Annotated in this window: 15 protein-coding genes; 5 read left to right on the forward strand and 10 right to left on the reverse strand. The window is 68.1% G+C overall.

What is annotated here, in order from left to right; all coding sequences use genetic code 11:
• Positions 1 to 19: 19 nt before the first annotated feature.
• From murD to ACFC0O_RS43030, 10 genes are all read right to left on the reverse strand, one after another.
• The gene (gene murD, locus ACFC0O_RS42985; RefSeq protein ID WP_364643684.1) at positions 20 to 1,462 is read right to left on the reverse strand and encodes a UDP-N-acetylmuramoyl-L-alanine--D-glutamate ligase; all 1,443 of its coding nucleotides are present in this window, start codon (positions 1,460 to 1,462) and stop codon (positions 20 to 22) included.
• 49 nt (positions 1,463 to 1,511) lie between these two features.
• Positions 1,512 to 2,588: a phospho-N-acetylmuramoyl-pentapeptide-transferase gene (gene mraY / locus ACFC0O_RS42990; protein ID WP_364643688.1), complete on the reverse strand. Its 1,077-nt coding sequence runs from the start codon at positions 2,586 to 2,588 to the stop codon at positions 1,512 to 1,514.
• Positions 2,585 to 4,081 (reverse strand): UDP-N-acetylmuramoyl-tripeptide--D-alanyl-D-alanine ligase, encoded by a 1,497-nt coding sequence (murF, locus tag ACFC0O_RS42995; protein ID WP_375968086.1) that lies wholly within the window; start codon positions 4,079 to 4,081, stop codon positions 2,585 to 2,587. The genes mraY and murF overlap by 4 nt, the downstream gene beginning before the upstream one ends.
• The gene (locus tag ACFC0O_RS43000; protein WP_375968087.1) at positions 4,078 to 5,712 is read right to left on the reverse strand and encodes a UDP-N-acetylmuramoyl-L-alanyl-D-glutamate--2,6-diaminopimelate ligase; all 1,635 of its coding nucleotides are present in this window, start codon (positions 5,710 to 5,712) and stop codon (positions 4,078 to 4,080) included. The genes murF and ACFC0O_RS43000 overlap by 4 nt, the downstream gene beginning before the upstream one ends.
• A 152-nt stretch (positions 5,713 to 5,864) precedes the next feature.
• A complete protein-coding gene (locus ACFC0O_RS43005; protein WP_375968088.1) occupies positions 5,865 to 7,799 on the reverse strand; it encodes a peptidoglycan D,D-transpeptidase FtsI family protein in 1,935 nt (644 codons plus the stop codon).
• Positions 7,796 to 8,461 carry a hypothetical protein gene (locus ACFC0O_RS43010; protein WP_364643698.1) on the reverse strand — a complete coding sequence of 222 codons (666 nt, stop codon included), beginning with the start codon at positions 8,459 to 8,461 and terminating at the stop codon, positions 7,796 to 7,798. Before ACFC0O_RS43010 ends, ACFC0O_RS43005 begins: the two co-directional genes overlap by 4 nt.
• 115 nt (positions 8,462 to 8,576) lie before the next feature.
• Complete coding sequence (rsmH, locus tag ACFC0O_RS43015) at positions 8,577 to 9,578, reverse strand: 16S rRNA (cytosine(1402)-N(4))-methyltransferase RsmH (protein WP_364643701.1); 1,002 nt, start codon at positions 9,576 to 9,578, stop codon at positions 8,577 to 8,579.
• A 162-nt stretch (positions 9,579 to 9,740) separates the two neighbouring features.
• Complete coding sequence (mraZ, locus tag ACFC0O_RS43020) at positions 9,741 to 10,172, reverse strand: division/cell wall cluster transcriptional repressor MraZ (protein ID WP_364643704.1); 432 nt, start codon at positions 10,170 to 10,172, stop codon at positions 9,741 to 9,743.
• A 438-nt stretch (positions 10,173 to 10,610) separates the two neighbouring features.
• Positions 10,611 to 11,036: a DUF3040 domain-containing protein gene (locus ACFC0O_RS43025; RefSeq protein WP_364643707.1), complete on the reverse strand. Its 426-nt coding sequence runs from the start codon at positions 11,034 to 11,036 to the stop codon at positions 10,611 to 10,613.
• 125 nt (positions 11,037 to 11,161) lie between these two features.
• On the reverse strand, positions 11,162 to 11,602 hold the full coding sequence (locus ACFC0O_RS43030) for an SAV_6107 family HEPN domain-containing protein (protein WP_364643709.1): 441 nt from the start codon (positions 11,600 to 11,602) through the stop codon (positions 11,162 to 11,164).
• A gap of 217 nt (positions 11,603 to 11,819) precedes the next feature.
• Here ACFC0O_RS43030 and ACFC0O_RS43035 point away from each other — a divergent pair, with 217 nt between their 5' ends.
• The 5 genes from ACFC0O_RS43035 to ACFC0O_RS43055 all read left to right on the forward strand — a co-directional run bounded on the left by ACFC0O_RS43035 (position 11,820) and on the right by ACFC0O_RS43055 (position 17,129).
• Complete coding sequence (locus ACFC0O_RS43035) at positions 11,820 to 12,431, forward strand: GNAT family N-acetyltransferase (protein WP_375968089.1); 612 nt, start codon at positions 11,820 to 11,822, stop codon at positions 12,429 to 12,431.
• The gene (locus ACFC0O_RS43040) at positions 12,428 to 13,996 is read left to right on the forward strand and encodes a phytoene desaturase family protein (protein WP_375968090.1); all 1,569 of its coding nucleotides are present in this window, start codon (positions 12,428 to 12,430) and stop codon (positions 13,994 to 13,996) included. The genes ACFC0O_RS43035 and ACFC0O_RS43040 overlap by 4 nt, the downstream gene beginning before the upstream one ends.
• A 215-nt stretch (positions 13,997 to 14,211) precedes the next feature.
• Positions 14,212 to 15,111: a carotenoid biosynthesis protein gene (locus tag ACFC0O_RS43045; RefSeq protein WP_375968091.1), complete on the forward strand. Its 900-nt coding sequence runs from the start codon at positions 14,212 to 14,214 to the stop codon at positions 15,109 to 15,111.
• An 87-nt stretch (positions 15,112 to 15,198) separates the two neighbouring features.
• Entirely contained in the window at positions 15,199 to 15,888 is a 690-nt protein-coding gene (locus tag ACFC0O_RS43050) for an LppM family (lipo)protein (protein ID WP_375968246.1), read from the forward strand.
• Positions 15,885 to 17,129, forward strand: a complete 1,245-nt coding sequence (locus ACFC0O_RS43055) for a glycosyltransferase (RefSeq protein ID WP_375968092.1) — start codon at positions 15,885 to 15,887, stop codon at positions 17,127 to 17,129. Before ACFC0O_RS43050 ends, ACFC0O_RS43055 begins: the two co-directional genes overlap by 4 nt.
• Positions 17,130 to 17,136: the final 7 nt, after the last annotated feature.

The raw sequence follows: 17,136 nt of genomic DNA on the forward strand, positions 1-17,136 counted from the left end.
CCGGCGCGGCGCGGCCCCGTCATTCCGATCTCCCGATGTCCTTCTCGTCCAGGGCCTGCACCGCGGTGGCGAAACTCCGCCCCCGGTGGGTGTAGTCGGCGAACATGTCCAGGGATGCCGCGGCCGGAGCCAGCAGCACGGTGTCGCCTCGGGTGGCATAGCCCGCGGCCACGCGGACCGCGCGGGCCATCACCGCTTCGGGTTCGATTTCGGTGAAGGGGTCACCCATCCCTGCATCGTCCCCCGAATTCAGCTCCACCACGGGGACATCCGGCGCGTGTCGCGCCAGTGCGGCGGCGATCACCGGGGCGTCGACGCCGAAGAGCACGGCCGCCACGAGGTGTTCGCGGACCTCTTCGACCAGATCCTCCACGCTCGCGCCCTTGAGCTGACCACCGGCCACCCAGATCACCGACTGGTGCGCCAGGATCGAGGAGCGCGCGGCATGCGGATTGGTGGCCTTGGAATCGTCCACGAAATCGACGCCGCACAATTCCCGCACGTGCGCGGCGCGATGCGGGCCGACCTTGTGCTCCTGCAATCCCTCTTTCACGAATTGCGGTGCCACATCGATGGATCGGGTGAGCGCGGCGGCGGCGAGCGCATCGGCGACACCGGCCGGACCCTGCGGGCTGATATCGCTCGTCTCGGCCAGAATCGCGGCCTTGGTGAAGGCGCGATCGAGCAGTTTGCCGTCCACCACACCGAGTTCACCGTCGGCGGGCACGCCGATGCGGAAGCCGACGGTGCGGCGCGCCTTGGACTTTCGCGCCAGCGCGGCCGCGACCTGATCGTCCAGGCCGACCACACCGACGCGGCCGGTGAGCGCACGCGCCTTGGCGGCGGCGTAGGCGTCGAGCCCGCCGTGCCAGTCCAGGTGATCCTCGGCGACGTTCAGCACCACACCGGCTTCGGGTCGCACCGAAGGGGCCCAATGCAATTGGAACGAGGACAGCTCCACCGCCAGCACCTGCGGTCCCGGATTGCGGCGCAGCGCGTCGAGAATCGGCAGTCCGATATTGCCGCAGGCCACGCTGGGAATCCCGGCGGCCCGCAGAATCGAATGCGTCATCTGCGTGGTGGTGGTCTTGCCGTTGGTGCCGGTGATGACCAGCCATTTGCGCACCGGACCGTAGATGCGCGCCTGATCGACCCACCAGGCGAATTCGACATCGCCCCAGACCGGAATGCCCTCGGTGACAGCCGAGACCAGTATCGGGGAATCGGGCCGCCAGCCCGGGCTGGTGATGACCAGCGCGAACCGTTGCAGCGCATCGGGTTCCAGCAGATCCGCGGTGGTCGCGGTCTGCAAGCCCAGTTCGGCGGCCTCGGCCAGGGCCTTACCGCCGCCGTCGGTCACCACCGGGCGGGCGCCGATGTCCTGCAGCGGCTCCACCAGGGAGCGCCCGGACACCCCCCAACCGGCGACGAGCACGTCACGACCGCGCAGGAATTCGAGCATGGGGCCTGGCGAACGCAGGACCCTCGGAGAATGTTCGACCATCAGATGTTCACCCGACCGCGGAGAGGTAATCGCTGTAGAACAGGCCCAGACCGATCGCCGACGCCATGCCGGCCAGCAACCAGAACCGGATGATCACCGTGGTTTCCGCCCACCCTGATAATTCGAAGTGGTGGTGGAACGGCGCCATCTTGAACAATCGGTTCCGCGTGGTGCGGAATACCGCCACCTGGAGAATCACCGAGGCGGCCTCGGCGACGAAGAGCGCGCCGATCACGATCATCAATAGTTCGGTGCGGGTGGTCACCGATAGGCCCGCGAGCAGACCGCCCAGCGCGAGCGAACCGGTATCACCCATGAAGATCTTGGCGGGCGCGGCATTCCACCAGAGGAAGCCGATGCACGCGGCACCGCCCGCGGCGCAGACCAGCGCCAGATCCAGCGGATCGCGCACGTTGTAGCAGCCCGCCTCGGGATGCGTGGTGCAGGCATTGCGCCACTGCCAGAAGGTGATGATCATGTACGCGCCCAGCACCAGCGAGATGGAACCGGCCGCGAGACCGTCCAGGCCGTCGGTCAGGTTGACCGCGTTGGACCAGGCCACCACCACCAGGCTGACGAACAGCAGGAAGACCACCACGCTCATCGACACGGTGGCGATATCGCGGGTGTACGACAGATGCCTGCTGGCCGGGGTCAACCCGTTCGCGCCCTTGAATTGCAGTGCCAGCACACCGAAGATGACCGCCGAGGCCAACTGTCCGATGTACTTGCCCGCCGCGGTGAGCCCGAGATTGCGCTGCTTGCGCAGTTTGATCATGTCGTCCAGGAAGCCGACCGCGCCCAGCGCGGTGGCCAGGCCCATCACCAGCAGACCGGACGCCGACGGGCCGGGCTCACCGTAGCTCATCGAAATCAGGTGTGAGCCAAGGTAACCCGCCCACATACCGGCCAGGATCGCCACGCCGCCCATGGTGGGGGTGCCGCGCTTGGCCTTGTGACTCTCCGGGCCGTCGACCCGAATCTCCTGGCCGAAGCCCTGTTTGGCGAACCAGCTGATCACCGCGGGGGTGAGCAGAATCGAGACGGCGAGCGCGATGGCCGCCGACAAGAGAATCTGAGTCATCGCGCGGCCTCCAGCAGATGCTCGGCAACGGTCCAGAGCCCCACCGACTTCGACGCCTTCACCAGCACCACATCACCCGGTTCCAGTTCGGCGTCGAGAATCTCGATCGCGGCTCGCAGGTCGGGCACCAGTATCGACTCTTCACCCCAGGAACCCTCCATCACCGCCCCCTGATGCATACCGTGCGAGGGCCGCCCGGTCCCGACCACTATGAGCCGGTCCACGTCCAAGCGCACGACGAGACGGCCGATGCGATCGTGTTCGATCACCGAATCGTCGCCCAGCTCACCCATTTCGCCGAGGACGGCCCAGCTGCGGCGGCGGCCGATCTCGCGGCCCTGCCCGTCCGCACCGGCCGCGCGGGACATGGTGACCAGCGCCTTGAGCGCGGCGCGCACCGAATCCGGATTGGCGTTGTAGGAGTCGTTGATGACGGTCACACCGTCGGCGCGGGTGCGCACATCCATGCGGCGGGCCGAGGCGGCGCTGGCACCGGAGAGCGCCTGCGCCACCGTCTCCAGCGACGCGCCCTGGTTCAGGGCCACCGCGGCGGCGGTCAGCGCATTGCCGACCTGGTGTTCACCGTGCACGGCGAGTTGGATCTCGATGGATTCGCCGTTGTGGTGCAGCGTGAATCGCGCCCGCGCCTGCTCGTCCATGTGCACGTCGGTGGCGCGCACATCGGCGTTCGCGGCCATACCCACGGTGACCACGCGGGCCTGTGTGCGTGCGGCCATCTTGGCGACGAGGTGGTCGTCGAGGTTCAGCACGGCGAGGCCGTCGGCCGGAAGGGCTTCGACCAGTTCGCCTTTGGTCTGGGCGATGACTTCCTGACTGCCGAATTCGCCCAGGTGCGCGGTGCCGACATTGAGCACCGCGCCGACCGCGGGCGGCGCGATCTCGGTGAGCGCCTTGATATGTCCGGGTCCGCGCGCGGAGAGCTCCAGCACCAGATAGCGGGTGTTCGCGTCGGCGCGCAGCGCGGTCCACGGGTGGCCGAGCTCATTGTTGAACGATCCGGGCGGGGCGACGACCTCGCCGAGCGGGGCCAGCACGGCCGCCAGCAGATCCTTGGTGGAGGTCTTGCCCGCCGAACCGGTCACGCCCACCACGGTGAGCGTGCCCGCCGCCGCGAGCCGATCGACGCTGGCGCGCGCCAGCTTGGCCAGCGCGCCGAGCACCGCCGCACCGGAACCGTCGGTGTCGTACGCCAGCGCGATGGCGCGGCTGGCATGCGGTTGCGGCGTCACCACGATGGCGGGGACACCGACCGGGCGCGCGGCCAGCACGGCCACCGCTCCGGCCGCCACCGCGCGTTCGGCGAAATCGTGACCGTCGGCCTTCTCACCCGGCAGCGCCAGGAACAGGTCACCGGAAGTGATTCGGCGCGAATCGAATTCGACCGCTCCGGTGACCGTCGCATCGGGGTCGGGGACGTCGTGCAGCGTGCCGCCGACAATGTCCGCGATCTCCCGCAAAGTCATCTCGATCATGAATGTGTCAGGTCCCTCGTCCTTCGCGACAAGGCCGCCGCGAGCACCTCGCGGTCGTCGAACGGATACTTCACTCCCGAAATCTCCTGCCCTGTTTCATGTCCCTTGCCCGCGACCAGCAGCACATCGCCGGGTTGCGCCCAGTCGACGGCGGCGGCAATGGCCTGCGCCCGGTCCCCGACCTCCCGGACCTCTCCGCGTTCATCCGGCGCAACCGCATCGGCTCCGGCACGGACCGCGGCGCGGATGGCCGCAGGCTCCTCACTGCGTGGATTGTCATCGGTGATGATGAGCAGATCGGCGCCGCGCGCTCCGGCCGCACCCATGAGGGGGCGTTTACCGGCATCGCGATCACCACCCGCGCCGACCACCACGGCCAGGCGTCCGTGCCCCTGTTCGGCCAGCAGCGCACGCAGGGTCGCCACCACCGATTCGATGGCCGCGGGCTTGTGCGCGTAGTCGACCACGGCCAGGAAATCCTGTCCGCGCTCCACCCGCTGCATCCGGCCGGGCACATCGACTTCACCCAAAGCCGCTGCGGCGGTGCCGACTTCGGCTCCGGCGGCGGCGCAGACGGCGAGTGCGAGCAGCCCGTTGGCGATGTTGTACGCACCCGGAAGCCGCAGGCTCACATCGGTTTTCACGCCCGGCCCGGATGCCTCGAACCGCTGGCTCGCCGCACCCGGGACGGCCGCACCGGCCACCCAATCCGCTTGTACGCCAGGGGTTGTCGTCACCGTCACCAGTTCCGGGCGGCCGTCCGCGAGCGCGGCCACGGTCACGTCACCGGCCAGCCGGACGCCCCATTCGTCATCGATGCACAGCACCGCTGTCGCGGCGGGTACGACGGCCGAATCACCGGGAACGAACAGGCGGCGCTTGGCGGCGAAGTAATCCTCGAAATCGGCGTGGAAGTCGAGGTGATCCTGGGAGAGATTGGTGAACGCGCCGACCGCGAAGGCCACCCCGTCCACCCGGCCCAGCGCCAGCGCGTGACTGGAGACCTCCATGACGACCGCCTGCACACCCTGCTCCACCATGACGGCGAACATGGCGTGCAATTGCGGGGCCTCGGGGGTGGTCAGCGCCGAGGGCACCCGCTGCCCGCCGATACGCGTTTCGATGGTGCCGATCAGCGCGGTGCGGAATCCGGCCGCGGCCAGTCCCGCCTCCACCAGATACGAGGTGGTGGTCTTACCCGAGGTGCCGGTGATGCCGATGATGCGCAGCGTGCGAGACGGATCACCGTAAAGGGCCGAGGACAATTCGCCGAGCACCGAGCGCGGGGCATCGTGCACCAGCACCGGCACGCCGATCTCGCCGATCAGTTCCGCGCCCGCCGGATCGGTGAACACGGCGACCGCACCACGCTCGACCGCATCGTGCGCGAAACGCGCGCCGTGCGCCTGCGCACCGGCCAGACCGGTGAACAGATCACCCGGCCGGACCGCGTTCGAACGCTGCTCGATACCGGTGATCTGCACATCCGCCGGAATTCCGGCCGCACCGGCCGGACGGGCGTTCGTGAGCTCGGCGACCGTGCGCAGGGCGGTCACCGGCGGTGCGGCGGGCCGAAGTACCTGCGGACTGTCTTGCGCGGGCACGAAGCTCCTCTCCGGGACGGTGTTCATCGAAGGTCATAGGTGCGAATCCGGTACTCGGACTCGGATCGACGTGTCAGGTTACCTGTGTTCGGTCACCGTGCGATCGGCACGCCGGAGTTCGGTCACCCGCCCCGGCGCGAGCCGGGCGCGGTGTACGTCACGTCCATCGCCTATCCGCTCTAACTCGCCTGCAGAATCAGCTGTTTGGCCGGTGGTGACGGCGGCACCCGATCGCGCTGCAGAGCCCAGGACGCGATGGCGTGGAACAGCGGCGCGGCCGATCCGCCACCGCTGCCGTCGGAGCTGCGCACGGGTGCGTCGAGCATCATGCCGATCACATAGCGCGGATTGTCGGCGGGGGCCATACCGGCGAACGTGATCCAGTAGCGGTCGGTGGAATAGCACCGGCACTTCTGATCGATCTGCTGCGCGGTACCGGTCTTACCCGCCACCTGATAGCCCTCGATGGCCGCCGGACTGCCGGTACCCGACTGGATTCCGCGCGGATCCTTCTGCACCACGGCCTGGAACATCTGCCGCAGCGTCTGCGCGGTCTGCGGGCTCACCACCTTGACCCCGTCCGGTTGCTCCTCCTCGGTGCGACGGCCGTCCGGGGCGATCTTGGCCTTGACGATGCGCGGCGGAATCCGCACGCCGTCATTGGCGATGGCCTGGTACATGGCCGTCATCTGCAGCGTCGTCATCGAAAGACCCTGGCCGATGGGAAGATTCGCGAAGGTCGAACCGGACCACTGATCACGCGGCGGCAGTACGCCGGCGCTCTCACCGGGCAGGCCGACACCGGTGCGCTGACCGAGGCCGAACTTCTTGAGCATGTCGAAATAGCGGTCCTCGCCCACGCGCTGCGCCAGCATGAGCGTGCCCACATTGGAGGACTTACCGAAGATGCCGGTCGTCGTATACGGGGCCACCCCGTGCTCCCAGGCATCGTGCACGGTGACACCGCCCAGGCTGATCGCGCCCGGAACCTCGTGCACCTCATCGGGATTGGTGAGTCCGTATTCGATGGCGGCGGCCGCGGTGACGATCTTGTTCACCGAACCGGGCTCGTACACCTCGGCCACCGAGGGATTGCCCAGATCCGATTGCGCCCAGGACTGCGGGCCCATCGCGGGATTGAAGGTGTTGTCATTGGCCATCGCCAGCACCTGACCGGTATGCGCGTCCAGCACCACCGCCGACGCCGCCTGCGCGCCCGACATATCCTTCGCCTGCTGCACCTGCTGCTGCACGTAGTACTGCAGATCCTGATCCAGGGTGAGCTCGACGCCGTAACCGTTCACCGCGGGCACCTGATCACGCCAACTGCCCGGAATGACCGCGCCGTCCGAACCGCGGTCGTAGGTCATGGAACCGTCCGAACCGGCGAGGATCGCGTCCATCGCCGATTCCAGGCCGATCTGCCCGTGCCCGTCCCAGCCGGTCGCGCCGATCATATTGGCGGCCAGCGAACCACCGGGATACTCACGCATATCCTGGCGCTCGGTGCCGACCTCCGGGAACTGGAGATTGATATCGGCCGCGATGCGCGGATCCACATTGCGCACCAGATACGCGAACGGCTCATCACTGCGCAGCTTGGTCAGCAGATCCTTCTCCGTAGCCGCGTTGCCGAGCTTGTCGTGAATGTATTTCGCGATGGCCTGCAGGCGATCATCCGGTTCCGGCTTCTTCGGATCCTTGTCGTGCGCCTCGGCCAGATCCTTGCGCACCTTCACCGGCTGGAAGGTCAGCGCCTTCGCGGCGATGGTGAAGGCGAGCGAATTGCCGTAGCGATCGGTGATCGGACCGCGCTTGGCCGGATCCGGCAACTTCACGGTGCGCTGACTGGCCGCCTGCGCCGAGAGCATGGGCGCGGAAAAGCTTTGGATCCAGAGCAATTGGCCCGCGGTCACCAGCAGGGCCAGCAGCATGAGCACCCGGCCCACCCCGAACCGGAACCGCGTGGAGCCGTCCATACCCGCGGCGGTGCGCGGTCTGGCGCTGCGCCCCGGTCCGGAACCCGCACGGCCGGAGCCGGATCGGCTGCGCGCGGCGGCCGCCCGTCCCCGGCCGGAATCACGACCGCCGCGCACCGCGCGGGAAGAACTCATCGAGGCGTTCCATTCGGCGCGGCCTGCAGCGCCGGGGACTGCGACGCCGGATTCTGCGGCGCGGTAGCCGGATTGGGCGCGGTGGTCGGCGGTGTCGTGGTCACCGGCACCGGACGCTCACCCTGGGTCTGCACCGCACGCGGCGCGGTCGGGGGCGGGGCCGAGGGCGTGGTGTTCAACGGCGGCACCGGACCGCCCTGTGCGGGCTTGGGCTCACCGATCACGATGACCTGACCATCGGGCCCCACCACCAGGCGGGCCGGATCCTTGGCCGGGATCATGCCGAGTTCGGCTGCGCGCTGGGCCAATTCGGGGGCCGAATCGGCCGCTTCCACCTCGCGCTGCAAGGCCGCCTTCTCATCGGAGAGTTGCTCATTGCCGCGCCGGGCCGCGCCCAGCTGATAGCTGTCCTCGGTGGCGCGGGTGGTGAGCAGCAGCGTCAGCGCCAGCCCGCAGCCCAGCAGCGCGATAATGGTGGCCACGAACGACATGCGGCCGCGCGGTGCGTCCGCACCGCCCATCCGCCGCAGCACCGGCGGCAATTCCGCGCGCTCCCGGCTCTTACGGCGGGCATAGGCGCGTTGTGCCGCACCCGATTTCACGTGTTCGGCGGCCTGTGCCCGGCGCGCCCCCCGGCCGGTGCTCTGCGTCTTGATGGTCATAGGGCGGCCCCGTTCCACGACGGGCGTGCGTGCCACCTCCGAGTCCGGTATTCCCGGACGGGCGTTGCCCGCCACTCCCCGGCCGTGTCCGCTCGCCGATTCCGCACTTGCCCGCTCATTGCGCAACCTCCCCTGCGATACGCTCCGCCGCCCGCATGCGCACCGGAGCGGCCCGCGGATTGTCTTCGATCTCCTGCTCGGTGGCTTTTTCCGCGCCCCGGGTCAGCAGCTTGAATTCCGGTCCCATTCCGGGCAATTCGACCGGCAGGTCAATGGGGGTGCGCGAAGCCGTGCGCTTGGCCAGCTCCGCCTTGACCACCCGATCCTCCAGGGACTGGTAGCTCATGAACACGATCCGGCCGCCGGGCGCGAGCGCGTCCAGCGCGGCGGGCACCGCGGCTTCGAGGGATTCCAGCTCACGATTCACCTCGACGCGCAACGCCTGGAACGTGCGCTTGGCGGGATGACCGCCGGTGCGGCGGGCCGCGGCCGGAATGGTGGCGTACAGCACCTCCACCAGCTGGGCGCTGGTGGTGAACGGTGTTTTCTGCCTGCGGCGCAACACTTCCGAGGCGATCTTGCCCGCGAAGCGTTCCTCACCGTAGACCTTCAGCACCCGGGCCAGATCGCCGTGGCTGTAGGTATTGAGCACATCGGCCGCGGTGGGGCCGGTGCTGGAATCCATCCGCATATCCAGCGGGGCGTCGATCGAATAGGCGAAACCGCGATCGGCCTCGTCCAATTGCATGGAGGACACGCCGAGGTCCATGAGAATCGCGCGCACGGAACCGGTAGGCGGCAGCCCGGCCTCTTCGAGGGCGTCGGCGATACCGTCATACCTGGTGTGCACCAGCGTGATTCGGTCCTGGAACGGGCTTAGTCGCTCCCCCGCCAGTTTCAGCGCCTCGGTATCTCTGTCGAGTCCGACCAGGCGGATATTGGGGTAGGTGCGCAGGAAGTGTTCGGCATGACCACCGAGGCCCAGCGTGCAGTCCACATAGACGGCTCCGTCGAGACCCAAAGCGGGACCGAGGATTTCGTCGGCGCGATCGAGGAGAACCGGGACATGGCGGGGGCCGTCATTGCCTGGGTGCACCTTCGACCTCCCGGACCTCACATTCGTCGCACGGCCGCTGACGGGTCGCTTGCGATTCGGACTAAGCACTGAATCGATGGCCAATGCCCCAGGGTCTCTGACCGAAGCGCGGCACCTGGCGTTGGGGAAGTACGTCAGGGTCCGCGTCGGGCAGAGGCCGCAGGGCACTCGCCTCGCTGTGGGCTAGAAAATTCCGCCCAGCGACTCGTCTCTGGCCTGCGAGTAATCCTCCTCATGCTCGGCGAGGTAGCTCTCCCACGCCGTCTTGTCCCAAATTTCGAGGAAGTCGACCGAGCCGATCACCACGCAATCCTTCGAGAGGTTCGCGTAGCGACGATGCTCAGCCGACAACATGATGCGTCCCTGTGCGTCCGGACGCTGTTCATCCGAGGAGGCGGCCAGGTTCCGGACGAACGCGCGGGCCTGCGGATTGCTTCGGGACGCGGCGGCGGCTCGCCGCGCGAGCGCGGTGAACTCTTCCTTCGGATACACGGCAAGGCTGTGGTCTTGACCCTTCGTGACCATCAACCCTCCCGCCAAATCGTCCCGGAACTTCGCAGGCAACGTGAGTCGCCCTTTGTCGTCCAGTCGAGGGGTATAGGTACCGAGGAACAAGTCCCAGCACCTCCTACCGGATCACCCTCTCGACTGTTCGGCCTCCTGTAGTGCGCGCTCCACATTACCCCACTTTCCCCCACTTTCAATCGAAAGCGGGGGTGATCTCAGTCCCCGCTTGGCGAACTTCGCAGGTCACACCAGCTATCACGCGGGTGGGGAACTTTCCCCGCAGTTCCCCCGACACGCGCGGCACGCGGCGGGCAGGACCCGACAACAGTCAGCAAACCCGCAGATAGCGCGCATTTCCGGCGAGTGTGGGTGAGCGTGGGGGAAACCCGTGGGGGGAGGTGGGGAAGGCCGGGAGGGCATCGACACGCCGTTCAACTTCCACAAGAAACGCCGTGGCGCCACACCTCAAATCGGTGTGGCGCCACGGCGTGTCGCTCTTGTTTCAGTTAGCCGAACAGCCGCCCCTAGTAGTAAGGAGCGGACCGATCAGTTGTCCTGCTCGAACCGGCGGCGGAACCGGTCTTCCATACGAGATGAGAACCCGCCCGACTTCTTCGGCCGGCCCTGGCCGCCGCCAGGACCGTTGCCCGACGACGGATGACCATCACTGCCGCGGCCACCCTGGGACTTCATCCCAGGGCCACCGGTCAGCAACAGCACACCCGCGCCGAACATGACGATGAATCCGATCAAACTGATGATCGGGAAGTCGCCCAGCTTGATGGGCGCGGCGATGCCTGCCACGAGCAGGAACAGACCAAGGACGAACAAAGCCGCCGACTGAAGTCTGCGCCGGCCGGTGGCGGATCGTAAGCGTCCGCCCCGAACCGTCGAGGCGAACTTGGGGTCCTCAGCATAGAGCGCGCTCTCGATTTGTTCGAGCATGCGCTGCTCGTGCTCGGAGAGTGGCACGGTACCTCCCCCGGCACTAGGTGGTGGCGGTCGCCTCCGGGTAAGCGACAGATAGCCGGCGTTGGCGGCTGTCTGCCACCAATAATACGAGTTCGATCAGGTACCTACCACCTACTCGCCGATAGTCATGCCAGCATTCCGGCAACCCAGCCCGTACCGGGACCCAATCGTGATGCCTGGGCCAGCAGATCTTCCACATCGTGCAGGAATGCGCCTACCCGCGAAGAGAACTCGTCGGCGCGCCGATCATCGACCGGACGGGGCAATCCGGCCTCCAAAGCGGCCCGCGTTTCGGACTGCGCGCTGAAGTAGTCGGCCCACATGACGAATTCCGGTGCGGCGGCCTGCATCATGACCCAGGCATTGCGGGAACGCGCCCGGGGCGCGCGATCCGCGCCCGTGAGCGCCAGCACCGCGCCCGCCCCGCGCAATGCCGCCAGATAGGCCGTTCGGAAGCGCTCGGCCGGATCCTGTTCCCCCGCGGCCTGCATCAACAGGCCGTCCGCACGCCGTAGCAGTTCACCGGCGCGCCCGGGATGGGCCGGACGTTGGTTTCTACCGGACATCGGGTACCTCCCCACTCGCATACCCCGACTCCACGGGACCCCCTCAGGGCGAGAAGAGCCTCCAGAAAGATCGAACAGGTATTCGAAGGTTTCAATTGAGTCTGACTCTAAAGACACCCACCGACAAGTTCCGGCGCTCGACCACGCGGCAACGCCAGGCGAGAACGGCGCTATCGTCGGACCATCCGTCCGCGCCAACGAGAGCTGCGCCTGCCCGATGACCGCCGTCACCCCCAACACCACGCCCGCACCCGTCGTCGTCGATCTGTCGGCGGCGACCATGCGCGTCCGGCTGCATGACGCCCTCTCGGTATACGTCGCGGCGATGGACTATCCGCGCGGTACCGAACATCAGCGCGCGCCCATGTGGACCGAGCACACCACCCGGCCCGGCTGGCAGGCCGTGGCGGCGGTGCTACCCGATGACGACGGGCGCCTGGACCTGCGCACCGCGCCGATCGTCGCCATCGCCTACGGGTATCACGGTGCCGCGCACCAGTGGTGGCATCAGCAGGTGTACAGCGGTATGCGGCGCACCGGATGGCCGGAACACGCTGCGCGCGAACTGCTTTCGAACTACTTCGAATTGACCGAACTGCATGTGCACCCGGCCGCGCAGGGGCGCGGCATCGGGGAGATATTGCTCACCCGGCTGCTGCAGAACCGGCCCGAGCGCATGGTGCTGCTGTCCACCCCGGAGGTCGACGCCGAGGCGAACCGGGCGTGGAAGCTGTATCGCCGGCAGGGATTCGGGGACGTTGTCAGGCATTTCATCTTCTCGGGCGACACGCGCAAGTTCGCGGTGCTCGGGCGGCGGCTGCCGCTGTGAGTGTGCTGATCATCGGGTCGGGGCACAACGCACTGGTCGCGGCCTGTTATCTGGCGCGGGACGGGCATCGGGTGGAGGTGCTCGAACGCGATACCGTGCTCGGCGGGGCCGTGTCGACGGTGGAGCGGTTTCCGGGGCATCAGGTGGATCGCGGGTCGTCGGCGCACATCATGATCCGGCATACCGGGATCATCGAGGAACTCGAACTCGCGAAGTTCGGGCTGCGGTATATCGACTGTGATCCTTGGGCTTTCGCGCCCGCGCCGCCCGGGGTCGACGTGCCGCCGATCGTGTTCCATCGCGATGTGGAGGCGACCTGCGCCTCCATCGCCGCCGCGTGCGGGGCGCGCGATGCCGCCGCCTATCGAGAATTCGTCCGGGTGTGGGGACCGCGGACCGCGCGGGTCATGCGGAGTTTTTCCGGTGCGCCCACTCCGGGGCGACTATTGAAGTCGTTCTGGGGGCTGGACGCGAAAGGCGGCGGGAGCGCGCTGTCGCGGGAGTTCCTGCAGAGCGGAGACGCGCTGCTGGACAGTTATTTCGACGATGAGCGGCTCAAAGCGGCGCTGGCATGGTGGGGCGCGCAATCCGGGCCGCCCATGTCCGAGCCCGGCTCCGCGCCCATGGTCGGATTCGCGGCGCTCATGCATACGCTGCCGCCCGGACGGGCGGTCGGCGGTAGTGGGGCCTTGACGACCGCGCTCGCGGCGCGATTGCGGGCCGATGGCGGGGTGATCAGTCCCGGGGATGCCGCGGTGTCGCTGGCACGGTCCGGGAAAGGCTGGCGGGTCGAGACCGCGAGCGGGCGAAACCTGTACGCGGACACCGTGATCGCGGGATCGCACATTCTCACCACGCTGAAACTGTTGGAGCAGGGCGGTTTCGACGCGGACACCCTCGACGACTGGCGACGCCGCATCCGGGTGGGCCCGGGCATCGGCATGGTGGTGCGTGCCGCCACCACCGCACTACCCGAGTACCCGGGCGCGAAAACCGGCGAATCCGCCCACGGCCTGCAACTTCTCGTGACCGATCGCCGCCACCTGCGCCGCGCCCACGGTGCCGCGCTCGCCGGTGATCTGCCACCGCGCCCGGTCGTGCTCGCCATGAGCTTCAGCGCCCTCGACCCGAGTATCGCCCCACCCGGGGAACATCAACTGTCGCTCTGGGCGCAATGGCATCCCTACGCCTTGGCCGACGGCAGCTCCTGGAGCGACCACGCCGACCGCGAAGGCGACCGCATCATCGCCGAAGTCGACGCGCACGCACCGGGTTTCGCCGCCACCGTCCGCGACCGCTTCGTGCAGACCCCCGCCGACCTGGAACGTGAAATGGGCCTGCTCGGCGGCAATGTCATGCACGTCGAGATGTCCCTCGACCAGATGTTCATGTGGCGACCCCTCCCCGAACTCTCGCACCACAGAGTCCCGGGCGCACCCGGCCTCTATCTCACCGGCGCGTCCACCCACCCGGGCGGCGGCGTCTCCGGCGCGAGCGGCCGCAGCGTCGCCCGCGTGATCCAGCGCGACCTGCGGCCCACTCGACTGCGCCTGCCCCGCCGATGAGTGGCGACCTATCCCCGGCACGCGCGGAATCGAGTCGGACCACCACCGATGCCGAGGGAATTGAAGGCGTCCCGGACGGGCGATCCCCCTCGGCTGCCCAGCCCGGCGGTTACTCGATGATGATGTCGGACGTCGAAGCGGTTGGAGCGGAGCGGGATCGGCGAATCGCCGTGGGTACCGAACCTGGAACGACGCGGCGAAGCTCGGGGAACCGGATGCGTCGACCGTGGGAGGCGGTACGTGCGGGGGCGCGATACGGGCAGTTGCTCGCGCACGGACGGGTGAGTCGCACGGTCGTGGTGGCGGCGGTGCCCGCCGTGCTGCTGGTGCTGGTGCAGATCAGTTATCCGCTGACGGACGGGGTGGCTCGGGATCGGGTGACCGTCGCGGTGGTCGGGTTGTCGGCGCTGACAGCGCTCGTGCATGCGGGGTTGACGCGCGGGGTGCGGTGGGCTGCCGGATTTTTGGTGATCGTGTCGGGGATCGGGCTGGCGGCGGAGATCGTGGGGACGGCTACGGGGGTGCCGTTCGGGGCGTACGAGTACGCGGTGGGGCGGTTGGGACCGGAGGTCGCGGGGGTGCCACTGGTGGTGCCGCTGGCGTGGACCGGGGGGATCTATCCGGTGTGGATTGTGGCGGGGTTGCTGAGTTCGGCTGTGGGCGAGCGGGTTTCGCGCACGGCGCCACGAGTTCGGCTGCCGATGCCGCGGGTTTGGCTCACGATGCTCGGGGCGGTGGGTTGGGATCTGTTTCTGGATCCGCAGATGGTGGCGGATGGGCAGTGGGAGTGGAAGTCCGGGGCGGCCGGGTTACCGGGGCTTGCGCAGATTCCGCTGACGAACTATCTGGGTTGGCTGGCGGTGGCCGCTTTGATGGCGATGCTGCTGGAGGTGTGGGATCGCACCGCGATCGACACCGGTGCGGCGCGGGTGGTGCCGGTGGCGGTATTCCTGTGGACCTGGCTCGGGTCGACGCTGGCGCACGCGGTGTTCCTGGGACTGCCGATATCGGCGATTTACGGGTTCGCGGGGCTGGGGGTGCTCGGGATTCCGCTGGTTCGGGGGCTGATGGCCCGTCGAATCACACTGTGGCCCCTGGGCCATGGCACGATGTGAGCCGTGCCGAGTCCGATCACCTCCACAGCAGACGACCCGCTCGAATCCGCGACGCCGGAACCGGAGACTCGGCGACCGCGCCGATGGATGCGGATATCAGCCGTCATGCTGTTCGCGGCGCTCGCGGTCATGCTGACCGGATGCCTGCGCGTACAGGTGTCGATGGGCGTCTCCTCTAATGACCGCGTATCCGGGCGCATCGTGGCCGCCGCGGTACCGCAGAACGACAAGGACAAAGGGCCGCAGCTCAAAGCGCCCGACGCACTGTCCAGCAAGGTGCGCGTCGACAGCTACTCGCAGGACGGGTATGTCGGCAGCCAGGTGTATTTCGACGATCTGACCTTCGGTGAGGTGCAGCAGCTGGGCTCGCTGTCCGATCAGACGCAGGGCATGTTCACGCTGCAGTTCAACCGGGTCGGCGATCTGGTCACCCTCACCGGGCGCGTGGATTTGAAGAGCCTGCCGCCGCACGGTTCGGATGTGCAGTTCACCGTGGCGTTCCCGGCGCGCGTGGCCACCACCAACGGCACCCGCGAGGGTGATTCGGTGGTGACGTGGAAACTGCCCGCGGGCGATGTGTCCACGCTGCGCGCCGAAGTCGGCTATTCCGACCCGAATACGCGCTCGTTCGCCGGTTGGGCCGGAATCGTCGGCGGTATCACCCTCGCGGTGGCGGCGGTCGTCGCGGTCCTGGCGTACATGACCCGGAATCCGGATCCGCCGAAGTACGTGCGCGCCGCGCGCTGGCTGCGCACCAAGCGCGATACGCGGGTGTGAACACCCACCGCACCTGTGAATTCGCGGTGCGGGCCGGGACGGTGCTCGCCGTCCTGGGCGCGGGCACCGCACTGGTGAACCGAATCACGCTGCGGCAGTTGCGGGATGGGGATGCCGAGGTGACCGAACCGGTCACGGTATGCGTCCCCGCCCGCGACGAGGCCGATCGCCTGCCCGATCTGATCGCGGATCTGCGTGCGCAGCAGGGGGTTCCACGGCTCAGGGTGCTGATACTGGACGACGATTCCGGTGATGACACCTACCGTGCGGCGCTCGACGCCATCGGCGGGGACCACCGATTCACGCTGCTGCGCAACGATATTCCACCCCCGCCCGGCTGGACCGGCAAGAACGCCGCGTGCGCGCTATTGGCTTCCAACGCGGACGATCTCGACGGGGTCGTCGACCCGATCGGTCCTGGCCCCGTGGGCGGGTACACCCCCCGACCGCTCGAAAATGGGCACGACAGCACCGATTCCGGAGTCCTGATCTTCCTCGACGCGGACGTGCGGCTGAGCCCCGGCGCACTCGCTGCGGGCGTTCACGAATTGCGCCGAACCGGGGCGAGTCTGGTTTGCCCGTGGCCCGCACAGCAGGCCGAAACGGCGGCCGAACGACTGGTGCAGCCCCTGCTGGCCTGGTCCTGGGCATCGACACTGCCTGTCGCACTGGGCAATGCGACGCTGTTTCCCTCGATGGCGGTGGCGTGCGGCCAGTTCCTGGTGTTCGACGCCGCCGCCTACCGTGCGATCGACGGCCATGCGGCGGTGGCCGATCGGATCACCGAGGACCTCGCCATCGCACGCGAACTCTGCCGCACCGGTCATCGCACCGCACTGGTGGCGGGCGGCCATATCGCCTCGACCCGGATGTACCGGGGCGCAAGCGAACTCGATGAGGGCTACCGCCGCTGGCTGTGGACGGCCTACGGCGGAGTCGCGGGCAGCATCGCCGTCGGCGGCTACGCCGCTCTCACCTACTGGCTACCTCCCCTGGCCGCGTTGACGGGGCGAGGACGGGTTCGCCGAATAGGTCTCCTCGGGTACGCCGCCGCCGTCGCCGGAAGGCTGCTGGCCCGTTCCGGCGAGGAAGGCGGGCGGCTCACCGGTGCGAATGTTGTTTCGGCGGTGGCACATCCGTTGTCGATAGCGGCCTACGCGGTCCTGTCGGTGCGATCGCATCGGGCACACCGGACCGGTGCGCTCGTGTGGAAGGGCCGGGGGCTCGACGACAACCGTTGACGGACGG

The sequence above is a fragment of the Nocardia sp. NPDC056100 genome, from assembly GCF_042266325.1.
Taxonomy (GTDB): Bacteria; Actinomycetota; Actinomycetes; order Mycobacteriales; family Mycobacteriaceae; genus Nocardia.

Coding starts and splice junctions, on each gene's coding strand:
- murD (WP_364643684.1), bottom strand. CDS start 1,462: ATGCTCGAATTCCTGCGCGGTCGTGACGTGCTCGTCGCCGGTTGGGGG.
- mraY (WP_364643688.1), bottom strand. CDS start 2,588: ATGACTCAGATTCTCTTGTCGGCGGCCATCGCGCTCGCCGTCTCGATT.
- murF (WP_375968086.1), bottom strand. CDS start 4,081: ATGATCGAGATGACTTTGCGGGAGATCGCGGACATTGTCGGCGGCACG.
- ACFC0O_RS43000 (WP_375968087.1), bottom strand. CDS start 5,712: ATGAACACCGTCCCGGAGAGGAGCTTCGTGCCCGCGCAAGACAGTCCG.
- ACFC0O_RS43005 (WP_375968088.1), bottom strand. CDS start 7,799: ATGAGTTCTTCCCGCGCGGTGCGCGGCGGTCGTGATTCCGGCCGGGGA.
- ACFC0O_RS43010 (WP_364643698.1), bottom strand. CDS start 8,461: ATGACCATCAAGACGCAGAGCACCGGCCGGGGGGCGCGCCGGGCACAG.
- ACFC0O_RS43030 (WP_364643709.1), bottom strand. CDS start 11,602: ATGTCCGGTAGAAACCAACGTCCGGCCCATCCCGGGCGCGCCGGTGAA.
- ACFC0O_RS43035 (WP_375968089.1), top strand. CDS start 11,820: ATGACCGCCGTCACCCCCAACACCACGCCCGCACCCGTCGTCGTCGAT.
- ACFC0O_RS43045 (WP_375968091.1), top strand. CDS start 14,212: ATGCGTCGACCGTGGGAGGCGGTACGTGCGGGGGCGCGATACGGGCAG.
- ACFC0O_RS43050 (WP_375968246.1), top strand. CDS start 15,199: ATGCGGATATCAGCCGTCATGCTGTTCGCGGCGCTCGCGGTCATGCTG.